Raw genomic sequence first — 20,858 nt, 5'->3', positions numbered from 1 at the left:
CATAGGAGGTAAATGAATATGGCTAAAAGTATTTTATTCGGAGAAGAATCAAGAAGAGCTATGCAAAGAGGTGTAGACGTACTTGCAGATACAGTTAAGGTAACTTTAGGACCAAAGGGTAGAAACGTTATATTAGATAAAAAATTCGGTTCACCACTTATAACAAATGATGGTGTTACAATAGCTAGAGAAATAGAACTTGAAGATGCATATGAGAATATGGGAGCACAACTTGTAAAAGAAGTTGCAAACAAAACAAACGATGTAGCTGGAGACGGAACTACAACTGCTACAGTACTTGCTCAAGCTATCATAAGAGAAGGACTTAAGAATGTAACAGCTGGTTCAAACCCAATGTTACTTAGAAATGGTATAAGAATGGCTGTAGATACAGCAGTTGAAGAAATAAAAAAATACTCTAGACAAGTAGATGGAAAAGAAGACATAGCAAGAGTTGCAGCTATATCAGCAGCAGACGAGGAAGTTGGAGCTCTAATAGCTACAGCAATGGATAAAGTAGGTAACGAAGGTGTTATAGCTGTAGAAGAGTCTAAGACAATGGGAACTGAACTTGATGTTGTTGAAGGTATGCAATTTGATAGAGGATATTTAAGTGCATATATGGTAACTGACACAGATAAGATGGAATCTGTACTTGATAATCCATACATTTTAATAACTGATAAGAAAATATCTAACATCCAAGAATTACTTCCAATTCTTGAGCAAATAGTACAACAAGGTAAAAAACTTTTAATAATTGCTGAAGATGTTGAAGGTGAAGCAATAGCTACTTTAGTAGTTAATAAATTAAGAGGAACATTTACATGTGTTGCTGTTAAAGCTCCAGGCTTTGGTGATAGAAGAAAAGAAATGCTTGAAGATATAGCAATACTTACAGGTGGTACAGTAATTTCAGAAGAATTAGGACACGACATTAAAGATGCAACTATTGAAATGTTAGGAAGAGCTGATAGTGTTAAAGTTACTAAAGAAAACACTGTTATCGTAAATGGAAAAGGTGCAAAAGAAAATATAACTTCTAGAGTAAATCAAATTAAGAAACAAATGGAAGATACAACTTCTGAATTTGATAAAGAAAAATTAAATGAAAGACTTGCAAAACTTGCTGGTGGAGTTGCAGTAATCAAAGTTGGTGCTGCTACTGAAACTGAATTAAAAGAAAAGAAATTAAGAATTGAAGATGCTCTTGCTGCTACAAAAGCTGCAGTTGAAGAAGGTATCGTTGCAGGTGGTGGAACTGTTTATATCAATGCAATAGAAGCAGTTGCTAAACTAACTTCAGAGGTTTCAGAAATCCAAGTAGGTATTAACATTGTAAGAAGAGCTCTTGAAGAGCCATTAAGACAAATAGCTACAAATGCTGGTGCAGAAGCTTCAGTAGTAGTTGAAAGAGTTAGAAGTTCAGCTACAGAAATTGGCTATGATGCATTAAATGCTGAATATGTAGATATGATTAAAGCTGGAATAGTTGACCCAACTAAGGTTACAAGAAGCGCACTTCAAAATGCTGCATCTGTAGCATCAACATTCTTAACAACAGAAGCTGCTGTTGTTGATATTCCAGAAAAGAACCCAGTTCCAATGCCAGGTGCACCAGGAATGGGAATGGACGGAATGTACTAAAATTAAGTATTAAGTAAAATTAAGACTTTCATGAAGTTTTCATGGAAGTCTTTTTTTACATCCATAATTAATGATCACATAAATTCTCTCCAAATTTTATCAATTTAATTATCTACAAAGTCTATAAAAACCTTTAAAATAGTAGGTTTTAAGGAGAGATGTAATAAAATAACACATAACAAGGAAAGTATATAGAAATATAATACATAATATAGTATAATATGTTTAACATTTATAAATTTATACAGCAATAAAACAAATTTATATAAATGTAAAATAAATTTGTATAAAATGAAAGTAAGTTTATATAAAAAGAAAGTAAGTTTAGATACAATGATACAACTTTTTTATTTGGGTACCTTGAAAGTTGTTGAGTTAATGGTACAACCGGCTAAATTATAAATTTAGTCGGTTTTTTTGCGTGTATTTTATATACACATATGTAAAAATATAGTATAATGATTTCTAAATAGAAATAAATGTAAAAAGGATAATAAATTATGGGTTTTATAGTGTTTTTATATGGGATAGTAATAGGAAGTTTTTTAAATGTATGTATTTATAGAATACCTAACAATCAGTCATTAATTAGTCCACCGTCCCATTGTGGAAATTGTGATACAAGATTGAAATGGAAGGATTTAATACCCATAGTAAGTTATCTATGGCTTAAGGGTAAATGTAGATATTGTGAGTCTAAGATTTCTATGAGATACCCATTAGTAGAAGGACTTACAGGGATTTTATTAGTAGGAATATATCTAAGATATGGCATAGGGGTAAGCTTTTTTAAGTACTCCCTTTTAACTCTATTTTTAATAGTCATAGCCCTTATTGATTATGATACTACAGATGTGTATTCTTGTGTAGTTTATAGTGGAATGGCAGTGGGTATAATCTTTATTCTTATAGAAACTGTAGCATATTCCATAGTATAACTAACTATATTATTGGGGGATTAATAGGTCTAGGGGTTATTGGTTTAATATATGTTTTAACTGGTGGCATGGGTGTTGGAGATATTGAAATAGCAGTATTATGTGGATTATTTCTAGGGTGGAAATTAGAGATATACTTTTTACTCATATCCTTCATTATTGGAGGAACAATTGCAGTTATGTTAATTGCATCAAAAAAGAAGTCAAAGGATGAGTATATTCCTTTAGGACCTAGCTTGGCTATGGGAGCATATATAGTTTTAATCATTGGAGAACAATATATTTTAAATTTCATTTAATATGAGGAGTTTTAAGAAATAAAAAGAAGTATAAAACTTTTAGATAAGTACAAATAAATTAATTGTAGAGGTGAGGTGGAGAGAAATGGCAAGGAATACTGTCAGATTAGGTGACTTGCTAGTAAAGGCAAATAAAATTACCAGGTCACAATTATCAGAAGCCTTAGAGATTCAAAAGGTAAAGAGAAAAAAGCTGGGAGAATTATTAATTGATGAAGGTATAGTAACAGAGGATATTATTATAGAGGTACTTCAAGAACAGTTAGGTATTGAAAGAGTAACCTTAAGTAATATAGATGTAGATTCTAAGGCTGTTAAATTAGTTAACGAAGGTTTATGTAGAAAATATGAATTATTCCCTTTTTATACTGCTGATGGAGTAATAAAGGTAGCTGTATCAGATCCTTTAAATATATTTGCCATGGATGATGTAGCTATAACTACGGGACTAAGGGTGGAGCCTTATATATCCACAAAGGATGACATCCATAAGGCTACGGAAAAGTATTATTCAGATAGAAATGTGGAAAGTGCTGTAGAAGAGATAACCAGGTCTAGGATAGTGTTTCATAATAAGACGGAAGACATAGAAAAGATTGATGAAGTTAAAAATGCTCCCACGGTAAAGCTAGTAGATTCTCTACTTAAAAATGCAGTGGAACAAAGAGCTTCAGATATTCATATAGAGCCCTATGAAAAACATATAAGAGTCAGATATAGAATAGATGGTCAGCTAGAAGAAATATCATCTTTAAATATTGATGTACTTCCAGGTATAGTTACTAGGATAAAAATTCTAGCAAATCTTAACATAGCTGAAAAAAGAATTCCTCAGGATGGAAGAATAGTTACTGTAATCAATAATAAAAATATAGACATGCGTGTGTCTATAATACCTCTTATCACAGGAGAAAAGGTTGTAATAAGAATACTAGATAGAAGTAACTATAAAATTGGAAAAGATAATCTGGGCATGAGTAGTGAAAATATAAAAAATCTTGAAAATATCATATCTGCACCCCATGGAATAATTTTAGTAACAGGACCGACAGGAAGCGGAAAATCTACCACTTTATATACTATTTTAGGGGAGCTTAATGATATTAATAAGAACATAGTTACTGTAGAAGACCCCGTGGAATACTCCATGGATGGAATAAATCAAGTAAATGTAAATAGTAAGGTAGGACTTACCTTTGCTGCAGGCTTAAGGTCTATATTAAGACAAGACCCTGATGTAGTAATGGTGGGAGAGATAAGAGATAGTGAGACTGCTGAAATTGGTATAAGAGCTGCCATAACAGGTCACCTGGTTCTTAGTACACTACACACAAATGATGCACCATCCTCAGTAATAAGACTTATAGATATGGGAGTTGAACCTTTCTTAGTGGCCACTGCCATAAAAGGAGTAATAGCTCAAAGACTGGTGAGAAGAATATGTCCAAGCTGTAAGGAAGCCTATGAGGGTGATGAAGCTGAAAGGAAACTTCTTAACTTAAATAGTGATGATAAAGTAACTCTTCATAGAGGCAAGGGTTGTGCTAGCTGTAATTATACTGGTTATAGTGGCAGACTTGGAGTCTATGAAATAATGAATGTAGATAGAGATATAAAAGATTTGATTATAAAATCTAATAACCCAGAAGAATTAAAGGATGAAGCTGTTAAAAAAGGTATGAAGACTTTATCAGATAGTTGTAGAGAGTTAGTTCTTAAAGGCGAAACCACCATGGAAGAAATGATGAAGATAATATTTATGGATAACTTGTAGAGGAAGGAGAACTAAATTATGTCTAAATATAAATATAAGGCTATTAGCTCTAAGGGTGAAGTTATTCAAGGAGTACATGAATGTAGGAGTAGGGAAGAGGTACTTAACCTTATGGTATCTAGTGGATATTCACCTCTATCAATTGAGGAAGCTATAGGCGGTAAGGAGATTATTCTAGGAAAGAGAAATAAGGTTAATAACAAGGATATTTCTATATTTTGTAGACAACTAGCTACCATGATAGAAGCTGGTGTTTCCATAACTAATGCCATAAGTCTTTTAGCAGAACAAATACCTAACAAGAAGCTGAGGGAGGTCCTCGTAAAAGTAGATGAAGATATAAGAAAAGGTGAAGAATTATCTGTAGCCATGGGTAAATACTCTAATGAATTTCCAACCTTACTTATAAGCATGATTCAAGTTGGTGAACAAAGTGGTACCCTAGATTCCATCATGAATAGGATGGCCACTTACTATGAAAAACAAACCAAGATGAATGGTAAATTAAAAAATGCCTTAATCTATCCAGGCATATTAGCCACAGTAACAGTGTTTGTAGTGGTATTTATTCTAACCTATATAATGCCAATGTTTATGGATATGTTTGAATCAGCAGGTTCAGACCTTCCAACCATGACAAAGATAGTACTATCTCTAGGAGATGGTATAAGGCACTACGGTATATTGATAGGCCTTGTTATTGTAGGTATAATAGTAGGCTTTAAATATTACACCAAGAGAGTTGATGTTGGAATTTATATGTACAGTAAATATAAACTGAAAAAGTCTCTCTTTAAAGACTTAAATCAAAAGATTGTAGTATCAAGATTTGCAAGGGGCTTATCTACAGTTTTAGGAGCAGGACTATCCATAGCCAGTTCCATAGATGTAGTATCTGCAGTACTAGAAAATAAATATGCAGATGTAAAATTAAAAACGGTAAAAGAAAGAATGTTGGCTGGAGATACACTATCCGATGCCATAAAGGAGTCACAGTTATTTCCACCAATGCTAGGGTCCATGATAAAAATTGGAGAAGAAGCTGGAGAACTAGACGACATCCTAAGCAAAACAGCAGACTTCTACGATGAAGAGCTAGAAAGAGCAATAGAAGCCTTCACCACAATCTTAGACCCAATAATGCTAGTAATAATGGGAGTAGTAGTAGGATTTCTAATAATCTCCATCCTAACTCCGATGTTTGAAATGTACAACGTAATGTAAAAAGGACAATCCTATCTTTTAACTAATGTGAATAAGTACTTCATATTATCTGCGTTCAACCCTTTCGGAACCTTGATTTACTAAAGGCTCTGATAATATTGAAGTCAAGTATTCACAATTATTTAAAGCATAGTCAAAACAAAATAACAGATCTAACTAGGGGAAACCCTTTAGAAATAAATAGAAATAATTAGGAGGTCATTTAAAATGATAAAAAAGGGTAATAACAAAAAGAAAAAAGGTTTTACACTAATAGAATTAGTTATAGTTCTAGCAGTAATGGCAATCATAGCATTAATAGCTATACCAAACTTCTCGGCAGTAAGACAAAATTCTAAGGTTAAAGCAGATAAACAAAGCTGTGAAACTGTAAAAAGGACTGTATTAATGTTAACTGCTGATGAACAAATTACTGTTACAACAGATACAAAGGTTAAGTATAATGCTGTTAGTGGAACAGTTACTGAACCAGTTGATAAAAAAGAATTAGATGATGATGAAATTAAAATAATTCAAACTCAACTTAAAGATATTGGAAAACCACAGCAAAAAATCGATGATAATGTTGCTAATACTTATGTATTTACAATTGATCCAGATGGAAAAATAAGTGAAGTCAGTGTAGAGTATAATAAATAAAACCTATTAATTGCCTACTCAACATAAGTGTAAAGCCACTCTTTACACTTATGTTTCTAAAAATAAATAAAAATATTTCTCTACAAGCTTAAACGCCACTTATATCAACACTTTCACCATGGAAGAACATAAAAACATAAAAAGCTAAAAACATATAAATTTTAGAGATTATACATAACTACTAAGATAGCAAAACACTACAAATCATTGATACCACAACAAATAGTTAACTATTTATATAGGTAAATATAGAAAAGTTTAAATAGCTATATATTTAAATAGTTTTATAGGTTTATAGAATCATAGTCAAATAGTTATATAGACCTATAGTTTTATATTTTAATAGGTATATAGATAAATATTCAATTTAAGGAGTATTAAAGAAAATTTTAAATTGTGCAATGTAATTTAATGATGAAAAAATAATATTATTCATAGTATTTCTCGGGGAATAAAGAAGATATATGAAAATTAATAGAAGTTATGAAAGAATAATAATGAATTTGAAAGTTATCTAGGGTGCTAAGTTATTAGAGCCTTAGTGTATATAAAATAGATATAAATATTGTTAATTGAACATAAAGGATTTGAAGAAGAAGGGAGTGCTAATTTTGAGTTTGTTTAGTAAATCTAAGGTCAGTGAAGAATTAAAGAATAAGGAAATTCAAGTAAATATAGATAATGGTACCTTACTAAATAAGGAAGGTGATCATAAAGGCATTGATGTTGAAAATTCTAAGAAGGAATCCATATGGAACAGAGATATAAAGTTACAGGATTTAAAATTTAAAAGAATAAAAAAAGTTGATGATAGTAAACCGGCTAAGCCTAAGAGTATAAGACTTGTAAGTCTTGATATAGGCTCTAGTGATATAAAAATTGTAGAGGGACAAGTTAAGGGTGGAAAATTAAAGGTTTATAATATGAGGAAAATAAAATCTCCAGAGGATATTATTCAAGATGGAGAGCTTTTTAACGAAGAATCCATCTTAATTAAGTTGAAGGAAGAAATGAAAACCTCAAGGGTGAGAACTAAAAATATAGCTTTAGTTTCCTCTTCATCTACAATCATAAGTAGAGAGATTATAGTTCCTTATGTGGAGAATAATGAAGAATTAAAAACCTTAGTTAATTATGAAATAGAGCAATTTCTAGCTATAAATTTAAATAACTATGTAATTCAATTTATGAGGTTAGAGGAAGTTATGGTGGATGAAGTAAGAAAGCAAAAGATATTTACTATTATATATCCTAAAAATCTCATTGAATCCTATAGAAACTTAGCTGAAAATCTACTTTTAAATCCCTATGCTCTGGATATAAGTAACAACTCCATAAGAAAACTAAGTAGCATTGCAGATATATATAATGTAGATTTAATAAATAAAGAGGAGTCCATTTTGTATTTAGACTTGGGTTATAAAAGTGTAGATTTATCTATAGTTAATAGTAACAATTTAGAATTTATAAGGGTTATGCCCATTGGTGGAATAGAGATAGATAGGTTTATAGCAGATTTAAATGGAATTTCTATGGAGGAAGCAGAGGAAATAAAGAAGACTCAGGTTGAAGTAGGAAAGCATAGGAAAGAAAATCAGCTTAATGATGGAGTAGTAGAAGTCATAGAGGGCTGGCTAGAGGATTTAAATAGAATTATTCAGTTCTATACTAATAAAAGTAATGGTAAAAAGATCAATCATATATATTTATACGGGGGCACTTCTAAGTTAAGAGGAATAGATGAGTATATAGCCTTAAAGACTGGCATAGATACTACAAAAATAATTACAGCTAACAATATAGAGTTTAGTAAAAATGTAAGTACAACAACTATTGAAGAGTATGTTAATGCATTAGGTGCATTAGTAAGATTGTAGGTGAGATTATGAATGATTTGAATTTTTTCTATGTGGATACAAATAAAGAAAGCGATGCAGGAGTAAAAAAAGCAATTTTTAGTGCAGCAGCTATAGTTGGGGCAGGTATTATAGTAACCTTGTCATTTAATACTTTTGGAATTTATAGAGCTGAAAAATCAATAAATGATCTTAATAATAAAATTAATGAAGAAGCTTTTGTAGAAAGTTATAAGGAAAGTTTAGAGGTAGCTACAGAGAAAAAAAACTTTTCTACTTATAATAGTAAGTTAAATGAAATTTTCCATGGCATAATCGATAGAAATAAATTAAGTCCAGACTTCATTGAAGAGATAAATTATACCCTTCCAAAAGAGGTGTATTTTAAATCTATGAATTTTGCAGCAGGTTCTATAGAAATAAATGCCTCAGCTACAAATAGAGAGGCTATTGCTGAGTTTCAACATAATATGAATAATATTGAATTCATAGAAGAATCTCATATAGTTGGAATAGTGTCAGACTTAGGTGAAGGTGAAAAAGAGGTATTTACCTTTACTATAACCTGTAAACTAAAGGAGGCGTACTATAATGAAAGTAAGTAAAAGAGAAAAATTTTTATTAGGAGTATTAGTCCTTATAATTATATGTACAGCATATTATAAGTTGGTTTATCAAAAGCAATATGCTAAATTGCAAGAAGTTAAACAGGAAGAAACAGAGTTAAATGAGAAATATAATGAGATGCTTTCAAATATAAATACTATTACAAATAATAAAAGTGATTTAAAAATATTAAAGGATAGTATAGGTTCAAAATCTATACTTTTATATCCTAAGATCTATCAAGATAGAATAATAATAGAGCTAAATAAACTATTAAATGATGCTGGAATTAAGGGAAGTTTAACTTTTTCAGAGGTTACTGTTTCTCCAATAGAAGCTTATTTTTCAGAAGTAGCAGACCCTAAGGAACAACCATCCCTAGAGCAAGTAGTAGAGGAGTCTAGTAAAGAAAAGACCAAGGAAGATGTGGAAGAAAAACTAGAGGAAACTAAAGAACTTGGAGAAGATCAAGCTACTAAAAGAGATGAAGGAGAGTCAACTGGAAATAAGGTAGAGCAAATGAAGGTATCTGTATCCTTTAATGGTACTTATAAAAATGTTGCTAAGTTTGTAAAGCTAATATCAGAATATGAAAGAATTTTAGCTATGCCAAATATAAACATAACAGCATCAGGAAATGATGAAGTCTCTGGAACTTTAGATTTAGAATTTTACTCCATACCAAAAATTAATCCTTATGAAGATTCAAAGTACTTAAAATGGACTTTTGACGAGGAGTATGGAAAGGAAAATCCTTTTTTAGAAGGAAGTCAAAGCTCCATGGCATCAAGAACTAGTGAAGGAAATAATTATGTTCTAATTATGGCTTTAAAGGGTGTGAATTCGGATTTACCAAGTTTAACTTTAGGTAAGGAAAATGATTTAACTAGAGAAAGTTATATATATAACGATGAAAATAAAAAGGTAGATGTGGAAATTGAAGTAAATAAGGAAGGTGGTAAGTACTATATTAAGTACAAAACAGAGAAATCTAGCTATCCATCAGATTATAGTAAAAATGGTATAGAGCTTAGGAATGTGGATGAGGAAAATATAAATATTGCAATATACTCATCTAAACGTATAGGCATTGATGATAAGGTAGGAGCAAATATAAAGGTAATAAATAATGCTAATGATAAGAAAGTTTCACTTACTATAATTGATGATGATAAAACTAGTCCAAGGGTGCAAATAACACCAGAAGGAAAGGTGGAGTATGTTAATAAATAAAGTTACTAAATCTAGAAAAAGTAAGAAAGGTTTTACTCTTCTAGAGGTAATAATTAGCTTTGCTCTAATTTCAATTATTCTTATTCCTATAGCTAATTTAGTACTAACTTCTGTAAAAATAAATAAATCTACAGAAAATAAACAACAAGCTAAGGCAGTACTTCAGGAAACCATAGAAAATATTAAAGCTATAGATAATTTTTCAAGTGCTTTATCAAAGCCTTTGAATAATGGCATTACTTTAAGTGAAGCTACAGGGGAAGATAATAAATTAATATATTCCCTAAGTGGTGAAATAAATGGATTTTCTATAGAGGGGTCTATAAAAGAAAAGTCACAGGTCATTAATAATAAGGTTAGTGAAATGGAAGTTGATAGAACTATATATTATCATCATGGATCTTTATCTATATCAAATGGTAAGGAGGTTATAGGAGAAGCTATAAAAAAACTATCAGATAATTTAGCTACACCATCAGAGGAAGTCTTTATTGAAATGAAAGAAGCAGGGGAGATAAATGTTACTTATGGGGGAAGTATCATTGCTATTCCTAAACCAGAAGCTAAGTCATTACTTATATGCTTAAATGAAGACAGTGAAAAGAAGTTAAATTTAAGTGTAGAAAATAAGAGCCATACAGAAAACTTTAAAATATATCTATTTAATGGGGAAAAAGTATCTGAAAGGCAAGATGTAATAATATCTAAATTTAATGGACAAATAGAATTAATCGAAGGGGTTCAACATAGTGAGGATATTATCAATGAAAAATTGTACTTTGTAGAATTAAGAGCTAATAAAAATGGGGAAGTAGTAGAAAATATGAATTTAGAACTACTTAAATAGAATAATTAATTAAAAGGGATTTTAATAGAGTTATTAAATTAAGAGGAGGGAGAAGATGAGAAAAAGAAAGACTAAAGGTTCATCTATGTTACTTGTAATAGCTGTGTTTGGTATATTAGCTACCTTAGCACTGGCTATGCTAGGAGCCACCTATGCAAACTATAGGCTAAGAGTAGAAGAGAACAATAGGGTTAAAAATCTCTATTCTGCTGAATCTGGAATTGATAAGGCCTACGCTAGAATCACTAAAGTAGTAGAGATAGCTATAGAGGAAGGCATAGCGGCAGGTAATAAGGAGACTACAATAAAGAAGCAAAATGAAATTTTCAAAGGGGTTTATAAGGATTATATAGATGATAATCTTATAGATTACGTATCTGGAGAATATGTTGTAAATAGTAATAAGGCAGAAGTTAAGTGTGAGTTAAAAGCTCCAACAATAAAAAAAGGGGATTTAGATTATAAAATTGTTAAGTTAACTTCTACCTATAAAGATGATAAAGGCAAAGAGAGAGTGGTGAGTGTAGCTTATAATTTAGTTACACCAGAAGCTTATAGAATCCTTGATAAAGCCGATGGAAACACATCTAAATTAATAAACTATACTCTAGCTGCTGATGGAAACTTAACTATTGCTACTGATTCATCCCATGTTAAGGAAGGTAAGGTAGAAGTGGACGGAAACCTTTGGATTCAGGGTTTACGAAGTGAAAATATGGTTAATAATCCAACGGTAGATAAGTATAAGGGTGGAATTGAGATAAATAATACTGATATAGAATTTAAAGGACAAGTTAACACCGCTGCTAATATTGCCGTAGACAAAAGTAAGGTAATCCTTAAGCCTATAACTTTAGGTCTTACAGAAGTTAATAATAGAATTTATGCTGAGAATATATTCTTAGGTAATTTAGCAGAAGGTGATGTGGATAGTGGTATAGATGTAGATTGCAGTAAGGCAGAGCTATATCTAGCTAACGATTTAGTTATAGGAGCTAGTGATGCAAAAATTAATATAAAAAACCTTTATGGTTTTAATGATTTAAATATTGCTTTGCCTACAGACAATGGACAGGTTGTTAGGGGTTCTAGTTCTATAATAATTAATTCCATGAAGTGGCCTAATAATAAGGGTAATTTAACAGTTAGTGATAATGCCTACCTAATGGGTTCTGCTTATATAAAGACTCATAGAGAGCCCTATCAGACAGGAGAGTCTGTAGCCTTAAAGGGGAATTATAAGGCCTATGCCAAGGATTCTAATGGGAATTATAAGGATAGCCAATATGAGTATTTAGATCCCTTAGTCCTTATAACTAGAAATGCACAAGGACAACCTTTAAATGTGGTAGATAAAGCAGAGCACTTTGTAGATTATAGTAATTCAAGTGATGCAAGTATAAGAGCAAAGGGAATATCCCTTCCACAGAAAACCTATACTGCTGGAGCCTATATTTCAGGAGGAAAAGCCCATGGAAATTCAGCAAGCCTAAATACCGAAGAACTTGACAAAATAGAAAATATGAAGAAAAGATTTGTACAAGCTGTTTATTATATGGGAAATGAAGACTTTGATGTGAATAAATTTCAACAGGGTAAGGCTATTTATACTGTAGAAAATCAAATAAACTGGGATGGTGTATCTTCATTAATTGCTAATAGGGGTAACATTATTCAGTTGGAAAACATGGTAATCCTATTAAATGATGATGAAGATAGGGACATTGAAATTAATGATGATAAGCTTATCTTAAGACATGAAAATAAGGAGGTAACCTATAACACAGAATTTAATAGGGAAGAATCTAAGGACATAAGTTATATAGTGGTGACAAAGGGTGATGTAAATTACAATGGAACTAAGGATTATAAAGGTACCATTATATCCTTAAAAGATATAAATATAAAGAATTCTAAGGGTTTAATAGGAACTGCTAAATTATCAGAAGATGAGATAAAGGATAAGAAGAATAAGGGTGTATTAGATTTTATCTTTACTCAAGGTAAAAACTTAGTAACAGAGAGAACTATACTAGCTACAGATTTGATTACAAAGGAAAAATGGACACTAGAAAAATAAGTTATAAGGTAGTGGGATTATGATTTTAAATAGAAAGAAAAAAGGAGTAACCTTAATAGAATTAGTGATAGCATTAGGAGTTTTAGCTATAGTTACTTCATTCATATTCTCCTTTTTCTTTTCTAATGAAAGAAAGCTAGAGGAGATAAACACTAGATCAGACCTTCAATATGAAGCTAAGGTTATTTTAGATAGTATATCTAAACATGCCATGGCAGCTACTAAATGTAAAGTGTACAAAGAACTTGATGGTACTGTAAAAACTATAACCTTTTCAAAGGTTGAAGATGATGGCACAGTAACTGATGAAGGAGCTGAATTTATCATTGAAGAAAATAATGTTTATCTATCTACAAAAGAGGATGGTAAAAGGCTTATTGGTTCACATTTACATCATATAGAGACTTCAGATGATGTGAAAAAGAGTATAGAAGTTAGATTGTCATTAAAAGAAGAGGATATAGATTATTCAGTAAAAGAGAGTTTTTTATTTAGAAATAGGCATAAGAATTAATGAATTAAGCTTCATTGGGAATAAAGTTCCCTATAAGGCAAATAAGTCTGTTAACAACCTACTAATGGTGATGGAGGTGGATAAAATGAAAAAAAGAATCGGTTATAAAGCCATATTATGCATAGGTATTATTCTCTGCATGACAGCTACCTTAGTTATGACTTCTGCATCAAATGCCAGCGCTGAAGTAGCAACAAAGCCTGCCTTTGAGGTAAAGATAAATTCAGTATCCCCTGAATTCCCTAAGGTAGGAGAAGATATTACTGTCAGTGGAGAAATAATTCCTAAACCCTTTGAAGCTGAAGTTCCAGCTAAAGAAATAGTATTGGTACTAGATGTATCTGGGAGTATGGCGGACAATGTATATGTAAATGGTAAATCCTCTACAAAGATAGCAGAACTAAAAAAAGCAGCTAAGAACTTTGTAGATAAGATGAAGGATGTGCCTAACTTAAAGATTGGGATAGTAGCCTATTCAAGTGAAGCTACTATAAATCCTAATGGTAAAGATGGTTATAAAAGTGTAACCAATGTTGACAACAACATTAAACATAGTATACCTAGGTATATTTCTATTGGTGATAGTTTTATAAATATATATGATAAAAAACTTCCGTCTATGATAGATAAGCTAGAAGCTTTGGGAGGAACTAATACTGGGGAAGGATTGAGAAAAGCTGAATATATGCTTGAATATGGAAACACTGATGCTAATAAAACTGTAGTTTTAATGTCCGATGGATTACCAACATTTTATTCAGTGAAATCAAAAAATAAAGAACATTATACTGCGACAGATAATACGAATCCTAGGTTCGCTGGGGATGGAAGCAAAGTAACAGATGAGACTATTTCCTATGCAACCACCATTGGTGGAATTATAAGAGAAACAGCAAATAATATATTTTCCATAGGATATGGTTTAGGAAATGAAAAAAGTGAAGCCAACAAAACACTAAAGCAAATCCATGAATCCATGGGTGGAGGGGATAGCAATTTTTTTGCATCCAGTGACGGTGCCATTGATAATGTATTTAAGCATATAGCTACAGAAATCTTAGCTACCTATGCCATTAATAATGTAAAAATGAATATGAACCTTAAATCAGGATTTTCTCTAAACATAGGAGGAAATAAAGTAGATATTGATAATGTACTATATAAAACTGATGGTAAAGTTAAAAATGGTAAGGTTACCTATGAAGCAGAGCCTGTGCCATTCAAATTTGTAATTAAAAGTGCAGTAACAGGACAGCATGAACTCTTTACTGGGTCTACAGTGAGTTTCCCTTGGAAAGATAATGAGATTATAACTGCTCCAGTACCTAGTATAAGCGTTAATATAGATAAAAATGAATTACCTAATATTAGGGCTAAGTTAACAAGCCCAAGTGAAGTAGAGGCATATCCAGGAGATGAAATAAAGGTAACCTATGATGTAATAGGAGAAGATTTTACTTTTGAAGATAGTAGCAATATGAGGAAAAAGGATATAGCCATAGTGTTGGATATATCAAAGTCTATGCTTAAAAGTGGTAAATTAGATGAGATAAAAACTGCTTTAGTAAATTCATTGATAAATAATAGTGGTTTAGCAAGGGATAATGTAAATTTTAGTTTAATAACTTTTAATAATAAATATAAAGTACACTCTGAGCTAACTAATAATCGAAATGAAATAATAAATATGATCGAAGCTATAGATATTGAAGATAAAGGGCCAGAAGATAATAATGCAAGGCAGATAGACAATGCCATGGTAGAGGCAAAGACAATACTTGATGGTAAAAATCCTGATGCAGATAAATATATGGTATTAATTGCATCGGATCATTTGAACTACAATGATAGGCATCTTCCTAATTTAAATGATGAAAAGTATAACATAATGAGCTTAAACTTAAAGGAAGGAAATAAATGTTTAGATGAGTTGCATAAAAAAATGGGAGAAACTTTAGAAAACTATTTTATAAGTGAAGATAAAAGCGGTGAGGACATAAAGGACGACTTAATGGATGAGTTGGCAGATAGAATAATTTCTCAAGGACGATATATGACTTATGAAATTCCAACAGAATTAAAGTTGAACTTAGGTGATAATTTTACCATGGTTTCTAGTGTTAAATCTTATAAAGATGGAATAGCTACCATTGAAGGACCAACTGTTGTCTATGAAAATAAAGGTAACTTTAAATATGTAGCTAAGGAACAAAAATATAAAGTAGAATTTATAATAAAACCGAATGAAGGTAAAAGTGGAACTTTATCCTTCGGAGATAATAATGTTATAGCCTATAAAAATTTGCGTAAAGAAGAAGTTATGAAGGGGATACAAACTCCTAAAGTGAATTTAATATCTCCAGTAATAGACTTAATACATGGTTTAGATAATGGAATTACAAGCAGTGGGTATAGTGTCATTGAAGGAGAAGTGCGTATAGCTAATGATATGATGGTTAATATAGCCTCTGTAGCTACTATATTATCTAGTAATGTAAATGTGGAGCTTAGAATAAATAAGGATATAGATTTACAGGATTTAAGCAAGATAAAGGTATATACTCTTAAAGGCGGTAATTTAGTGCCTATGGAGTGTACTATAACTAGTATTGGAACGAATTTAGGTCAGAACTGCTATAATATTAAGCTACCTCCAGATATAAAGGTAGAAACTCACATTGTGATAAAATATCAGTGTAAGATGCCAGATGATGCTTCCAGTGAAGAGAGTGGTTCTTATGAGAATAATATTTTATTTAATAAGGAAGAAAAAATTTTTAGGCTTAAAGGAGAAGCTTTACCTGATTTATTTTAAAATTTTAAGTATAAATATACATTATCTCACTATAATTTTTGGATTAATTATAGTGAGATAATGGAAAAATTCTCATTAGTAATGTATAATTATTATATAAGTCGATAAATTTCTACAAAATTTAGAAAATAGGTTAAAAGTTTTCCTTGACAAACATACTTATTTTAAATAAAATAGGTGTAATCAATTAATAAATTATGAATAAATAACTCATATATCCCTTGAATATGGCAAGGAGTTTCTACCGGAAACCGATAAATTTCTGACTATGAGTAAAAGTAATCATGTTATAGATTTCATTGAATTTATGGACATGCTTAATTTTACTTGTATGTACATAGTATGAACTCTAAAGGAGTTATATTATGGGTGGAAAGTGAATTAAGCATGTTTTTGTTTATGTTTTAATTAAATTTAAAATATAAACAAAAACTATGTTAGAGAATTTAATACGATAATTTTAATTGATTTCAGATTATAAGTATAACTAAAGTTAATTATAAAGAAAATAATATAGAAGGAGAGGATTTAAATTATGGCAAAGATATTAAAACAAGGATACACTTTTGATGACGTATTATTAGTTCCAAATAAATCTGAAGTTTTACCAAAGGATGTTAGCTTTAAAACAAACTTAACTAAAACTATAGCTCTTAATTTACCACTAATAAGTGCTGGAATGGATACAGTAACTGAAAGTAAGATGGCAATAGCTATGGCCCGTGAAGGTGGAATTGGAATTATCCATAAGAATATGTCTATAGAAGCTCAAGCAAGCGAAGTAGATACAGTTAAAAGACAAGAAAATGGAGTAATTGTAAATCCATTCTCCATAGGAAAAGATAATGTTATACAAGATGCATTAAACATAATGTCAAGATATAGAATATCTGGAGTGCCGGTAACTGAAAATGGAAAATTAGTTGGTATAATTACTAATAGAGATATAGTGTTTGAAACTGATTATAGTAAAAAAGTAAGTGAAGTGATGACTAGTGAGAATCTAGTTACTGCAAAAGAGGGAACAAGTATTGAAGAAGCTAAGACAATACTTGCAAAACATAAAATTGAGAAATTACCTTTAGTAGATAAAGATTTTAATCTTAAAGGATTAATTACTATAAAGGATATAGAAAAGGCTGTGAAATTCCCTAATGCTGCAAAGGATGCTTCAGGAAGATTACTTTGTGGAGCTGCAGTAGGAGTTACAAAGGATATGATGATAAGAGTTGATGCTTTAGTTAAAGCTCACGTAGATGTCATTACTATAGATACAGCACATGGACACTCTAAAGGTGTTATAGATGCAGTAAGAGAAGTTAAAGAAAAATATCCAGAGCTTCAAGTTATAGCAGGTAATATTGCAACAGCAGAAGGTACAAGAGCTTTAATAGAAGCTGGAGCAGATTGTGTTAAAGTTGGTATAGGACCTGGATCTATCTGTACTACAAGAGTAGTTGCAGGAGTCGGAGTTCCTCAACTTACAGCAGTTATGGACTGTGTTGAAGAAGCAGAAAAATCAGGAGTTCCAGTTATAGCTGATGGAGGAATAAAATATTCAGGAGATATCGTTAAGGCATTAGCTGCTGGAGCAAAAGTTTGTATGATGGGTTCAATGTTTGCTGGTTGCGCCGAAGCACCTGGTGAAATAGAAATATATCAAGGTAGAAGTTACAAGGTATATAGAGGAATGGGTTCTTTAGGAGCTATGGCAAACGGAAGTAAGGATAGATATTTCCAAGAAGATAACAAGAAATTAGTACCAGAAGGTGTTGAAGGAAGACTTCCATTTAAGGGTAGCGTAGTAGATACTATATACCAATTAATTGGTGGTATTCGCTCAGGAATGGGATATTTAGGAGCACCTACACTAAAAGATTTATATGAAACTGCAAACTTCGTAGTTCAAACTTCAGCTGGATTTAGAGAAAGTCATCCACATGATATAGTAATTACAAAGGAAGCTCCAAATTATAGTGTAAATCAATAATCTAAGAAGGAGAGCTTAATTTATGGATAGAGAATTAGTATTAGTTGTTGACTTTGGTGGTCAATATAATCAATTAATAGCAAGAAGAGTAAGAGAGCATGGAGTATATTGTGAGATAATTCCATATAGTACTTCTGTTGAAAAAATAAAAGAATTAGATCCTGTGGGAATAATATTTACTGGTGGCCCTAACAGTGTTTACGGAGAGGGTGCACCAAGAGTAGATAAGGAATTATTTGAATTAAACATTCCTATCCTAGGAATTTGCTATGGTGCTCAGCTTATGTCCCATGTTTTAGGTGGAGTTGTTAAGACTGCTACTGTTAGAGAATATGGAAAAACTGATGTTAACTTAAACACAAATAATAAATTATTTAATGGAATAAAAGAAAAACAATGCTGGATGAGTCACACTGACTTTATAGAAAGTGCACCACAAGGCTTTGAAATTATAGGTCATACAGATGAGTGTCCTATAGCTGCAATGGCAAATGAAGAAAGAAAACTTTATGGGGTTCAATTCCACCCAGAAGTTCAACACACTTTATTTGGAACAGAGATGCTTAAAAACTTCTTATACAATGTATGTGAAGTTAAGGGAGACTGGTCTATGTCTGCCTTTGCAGAAGAAAAAATTGCACAAATTAAAGAATTAGTAGGAGATAGAAAAGTGCTTTGCGCTCTATCAGGTGGAGTTGATTCATCTGTTGCAGCAGTACTTGTTCATAAAGCAATAGGTAAAAACCTAACTTGCGTATTTGTAGATCATGGTCTACTTAGAAAAGATGAGGGAGATCAAGTTGAGAAAATCTTTAGAGAAGGCTTTGATATGAACCTTATCAGAGTAAATGCTCAAGAGAGATTCCTTGGAAAACTTAAAGGTGTTTCTGATCCTGAGAGAAAAAGAAAAATCATTGGAGAAGAATTCATCAGAGTTTTTGAAGAAGAGTCAAATAAACTTGGTAAAATGGATTTCTTAGTTCAAGGAACTATTTATGCTGACGTTGTAGAAAGTGGAACTAATTCATCAGCTACAATTAAGAGTCACCACAACGTAGGAGGACTTCCAGAGGACATAGAATTTGAACTAATAGAGCCATTAAGAGAGTTATTTAAAGATGAAGTAAGAGCTGTAGGAGAGGAAATTGGAATTCCACACCACTTAGTATGGAGACAGCCATTCCCAGGACCAGGACTTGCAATAAGAGTACTTGGTGAAATTACAGAAGAGAAGCTACACATAGTAAGAGAAGCAGATGCTATATTTAGAGAAGAGGTTGCAAATGCTGGCCTTGAAAGTGAAATCTGGCAGTACTTCGCTTGCTTACCTAATATAAGATCAGTAGGAGTTATGGGGGATGAAAGAACCTATAGCCATACAGTAGCATTAAGAGGAGTTACATCTTCTGATGGAATGACATCAGACTGGGCAAGAATCCCTTATGATGTACTAGATAAGGTATCTAGAAGAATTGTCAATGAAGTTAATGGAGTAAATAGAATTGTATATGATATAACTTCAAAACCACCTTCAACTATAGAGTGGGAGTAATATAAATATTCTAATAGATTAGATATTACTCTATCAACTCCTTGGCAGAGTAATATCTTTTCTTAAACCCTAATGTATTTATACATGTTATCATGTTTAAATAAATCACACCCAAAGAAAGTAGTTATAAGTTTCTATATAATATAGAAATTTCATAGCTGCTTTTTTATTTATAAATAATATACAATGTAAGTATTAATTTATAACTTATAGTGTTAAAAATTGAAATAGTAGAATTATTTATTGAATTTACAGCAATATTTATCAATTATAATGGCACAATTTACCTTATACAATAATACCATAATATTGTAAAGGAGATGATTAAAAAAATGGCTTTAGAAATACATGATTATAACAGAGATGACAAGTCTTTGCATGATGAATGTAAAAGGCATATGTACTATCACGTTATTTTAACAATGGCAGATGGAAGTATAGTGGATGGAATTATTGAAAATGTGGATGGAGATCGTGTTACCATGTTAGTTGGCGAGGACGTAATGGAGCAAGATGATGAAAATCAATATGCTCAACAACGACAATATAACCCTTATGGACGTCCTAGAAGAAGACACAGACGTTTTAGACGTAGAAACTTCCCACTTATAGATTTAGCTAAATTATTAATAGTACCATATCCTCCGTATATTTCTCCATATCCATATTACACCCAATATCCAGGTCAGTATATTAATCCATATTATCCTTTTTAATGAGGAATACTTAAACATCAGTATTTTTGATGCTTTATAATTAAATAAAGACAATATTCAAGAGTATTGATGGAATAAAATTATCCCCAATAAGCCCTAAGTATGAAATTACTTAGGCTTATTGATAT

Annotated in this window: 16 protein-coding genes and 2 riboswitches; all 16 genes read left to right on the top strand. The window is 31.4% G+C overall.

All coding sequences use genetic code 11. The features are described 5' to 3' along the window. The first annotated feature begins 18 nt into the window (after positions 1 to 18). The 16 genes from groL (at position 19) to IO99_RS03665 (ending at position 20,730) form a co-directional block, all read left to right on the top strand. Complete coding sequence (gene groL, locus IO99_RS03735) at positions 19 to 1,647, top strand: chaperonin GroEL (RefSeq protein WP_035130474.1); 1,629 nt, start codon at positions 19 to 21, stop codon at positions 1,645 to 1,647. 317 nt (positions 1,648 to 1,964) lie between these two features. Next, positions 1,965 to 2,049, top strand: a riboswitch (cyclic di-GMP riboswitch). 98 nt (positions 2,050 to 2,147) lie between these two features. Beyond that, the gene (locus tag IO99_RS19420; protein WP_242844081.1) at positions 2,148 to 2,585 is read left to right on the top strand and encodes a prepilin peptidase; all 438 of its coding nucleotides are present in this window, start codon (positions 2,148 to 2,150) and stop codon (positions 2,583 to 2,585) included. Beyond that, positions 2,570 to 2,884 (top strand): prepilin peptidase, encoded by a 315-nt coding sequence (locus IO99_RS19415; RefSeq protein ID WP_341349073.1) that lies wholly within the window; start codon positions 2,570 to 2,572, stop codon positions 2,882 to 2,884. The genes IO99_RS19420 and IO99_RS19415 overlap by 16 nt, the downstream gene beginning before the upstream one ends. Before the next feature lie 85 nt (positions 2,885 to 2,969). Continuing rightward, positions 2,970 to 4,658: a GspE/PulE family protein gene (locus IO99_RS03725; RefSeq protein ID WP_035130473.1), complete on the top strand. Its 1,689-nt coding sequence runs from the start codon at positions 2,970 to 2,972 to the stop codon at positions 4,656 to 4,658. 18 nt (positions 4,659 to 4,676) lie between these two features. Further along, positions 4,677 to 5,882 (top strand): type II secretion system F family protein, encoded by a 1,206-nt coding sequence (locus IO99_RS03720; RefSeq protein ID WP_035130472.1) that lies wholly within the window; start codon positions 4,677 to 4,679, stop codon positions 5,880 to 5,882. A gap of 207 nt (positions 5,883 to 6,089) precedes the next feature. Then, on the top strand, positions 6,090 to 6,521 hold the full coding sequence (locus IO99_RS03715; protein WP_051823903.1) for a pilus assembly FimT family protein: 432 nt from the start codon (positions 6,090 to 6,092) through the stop codon (positions 6,519 to 6,521). Between the two features lie 611 nt (positions 6,522 to 7,132). Next, on the top strand, positions 7,133 to 8,398 hold the full coding sequence (gene pilM / locus IO99_RS03710; RefSeq protein ID WP_035130471.1) for a pilus assembly protein PilM: 1,266 nt from the start codon (positions 7,133 to 7,135) through the stop codon (positions 8,396 to 8,398). 8 nt (positions 8,399 to 8,406) lie between these two features. After that, positions 8,407 to 8,982 (top strand): PilN domain-containing protein, encoded by a 576-nt coding sequence (locus tag IO99_RS03705; protein WP_035130462.1) that lies wholly within the window; start codon positions 8,407 to 8,409, stop codon positions 8,980 to 8,982. Continuing rightward, positions 8,969 to 10,216, top strand: coding sequence for a type 4a pilus biogenesis protein PilO (gene pilO, locus IO99_RS03700; protein WP_035130452.1), 1,248 nt, complete (start codon positions 8,969 to 8,971; stop codon positions 10,214 to 10,216). The genes IO99_RS03705 and pilO overlap by 14 nt, the downstream gene beginning before the upstream one ends. Then, positions 10,203 to 11,063: a type IV pilus modification PilV family protein gene (locus IO99_RS03695; RefSeq protein ID WP_035130449.1), complete on the top strand. Its 861-nt coding sequence runs from the start codon at positions 10,203 to 10,205 to the stop codon at positions 11,061 to 11,063. The genes pilO and IO99_RS03695 overlap by 14 nt, the downstream gene beginning before the upstream one ends. Positions 11,064 to 11,118: 55 nt before the next feature. Then, a complete protein-coding gene (locus tag IO99_RS03690; protein ID WP_035130447.1) occupies positions 11,119 to 13,143 on the top strand; it encodes a pilus assembly FimT family protein in 2,025 nt (674 codons plus the stop codon). 19 nt (positions 13,144 to 13,162) lie between these two features. Then, on the top strand, positions 13,163 to 13,657 hold the full coding sequence (locus IO99_RS03685) for a prepilin-type N-terminal cleavage/methylation domain-containing protein (protein WP_035130445.1): 495 nt from the start codon (positions 13,163 to 13,165) through the stop codon (positions 13,655 to 13,657). Positions 13,658 to 13,742: 85 nt separating this feature from the next. Further along, entirely contained in the window at positions 13,743 to 16,472 is a 2,730-nt protein-coding gene (locus IO99_RS18260) for a vWA domain-containing protein (protein ID WP_051823902.1), read from the top strand. Between the two features lie 190 nt (positions 16,473 to 16,662). Further along, positions 16,663 to 16,761: riboswitch (purine riboswitch) on the top strand. 246 nt (positions 16,762 to 17,007) lie between these two features. Continuing rightward, entirely contained in the window at positions 17,008 to 18,462 is a 1,455-nt protein-coding gene (guaB, locus tag IO99_RS03675; protein WP_035130442.1) for an IMP dehydrogenase, read from the top strand. 22 nt (positions 18,463 to 18,484) lie between these two features. Continuing rightward, the gene (gene guaA / locus IO99_RS03670) at positions 18,485 to 20,014 is read left to right on the top strand and encodes a glutamine-hydrolyzing GMP synthase (protein WP_035130439.1); all 1,530 of its coding nucleotides are present in this window, start codon (positions 18,485 to 18,487) and stop codon (positions 20,012 to 20,014) included. Positions 20,015 to 20,346: 332 nt separating this feature from the next. Further along, complete coding sequence (locus IO99_RS03665) at positions 20,347 to 20,730, top strand: hypothetical protein (RefSeq protein ID WP_035130437.1); 384 nt, start codon at positions 20,347 to 20,349, stop codon at positions 20,728 to 20,730. Positions 20,731 to 20,858: the final 128 nt, after the last annotated feature.

Source organism: Clostridium sulfidigenes (assembly GCF_000732635.1).
GTDB classification, from domain to species: Bacteria; Bacillota; Clostridia; order Clostridiales; family Clostridiaceae; genus Clostridium_J; species Clostridium_J sulfidigenes.
This window is presented reverse-complemented; position numbering and strand designations above follow the sequence as displayed.

Bases quoted from the DNA above. Each gene is read 5' to 3' on its own strand.
- groL (WP_035130474.1), top strand. From the start codon at position 19: ATGGCTAAAAGTATTTTATTCGGAGAAGAATCAAGAAGAGCTATGCAA.
- IO99_RS19420 (WP_242844081.1), top strand. From the start codon at position 2,148: ATGGGTTTTATAGTGTTTTTATATGGGATAGTAATAGGAAGTTTTTTA.
- IO99_RS03725 (WP_035130473.1), top strand. From the start codon at position 2,970: ATGGCAAGGAATACTGTCAGATTAGGTGACTTGCTAGTAAAGGCAAAT.
- IO99_RS03720 (WP_035130472.1), top strand. From the start codon at position 4,677: ATGTCTAAATATAAATATAAGGCTATTAGCTCTAAGGGTGAAGTTATT.
- IO99_RS03715 (WP_051823903.1), top strand. From the start codon at position 6,090: ATGATAAAAAAGGGTAATAACAAAAAGAAAAAAGGTTTTACACTAATA.
- IO99_RS03705 (WP_035130462.1), top strand. From the start codon at position 8,407: ATGAATGATTTGAATTTTTTCTATGTGGATACAAATAAAGAAAGCGAT.
- pilO (WP_035130452.1), top strand. From the start codon at position 8,969: ATGAAAGTAAGTAAAAGAGAAAAATTTTTATTAGGAGTATTAGTCCTT.
- IO99_RS03695 (WP_035130449.1), top strand. From the start codon at position 10,203: ATGTTAATAAATAAAGTTACTAAATCTAGAAAAAGTAAGAAAGGTTTT.
- IO99_RS03690 (WP_035130447.1), top strand. From the start codon at position 11,119: ATGAGAAAAAGAAAGACTAAAGGTTCATCTATGTTACTTGTAATAGCT.
- IO99_RS03685 (WP_035130445.1), top strand. From the start codon at position 13,163: ATGATTTTAAATAGAAAGAAAAAAGGAGTAACCTTAATAGAATTAGTG.
- IO99_RS18260 (WP_051823902.1), top strand. From the start codon at position 13,743: ATGAAAAAAAGAATCGGTTATAAAGCCATATTATGCATAGGTATTATT.
- guaB (WP_035130442.1), top strand. From the start codon at position 17,008: ATGGCAAAGATATTAAAACAAGGATACACTTTTGATGACGTATTATTA.
- guaA (WP_035130439.1), top strand. From the start codon at position 18,485: ATGGATAGAGAATTAGTATTAGTTGTTGACTTTGGTGGTCAATATAAT.
- IO99_RS03665 (WP_035130437.1), top strand. From the start codon at position 20,347: ATGGCTTTAGAAATACATGATTATAACAGAGATGACAAGTCTTTGCAT.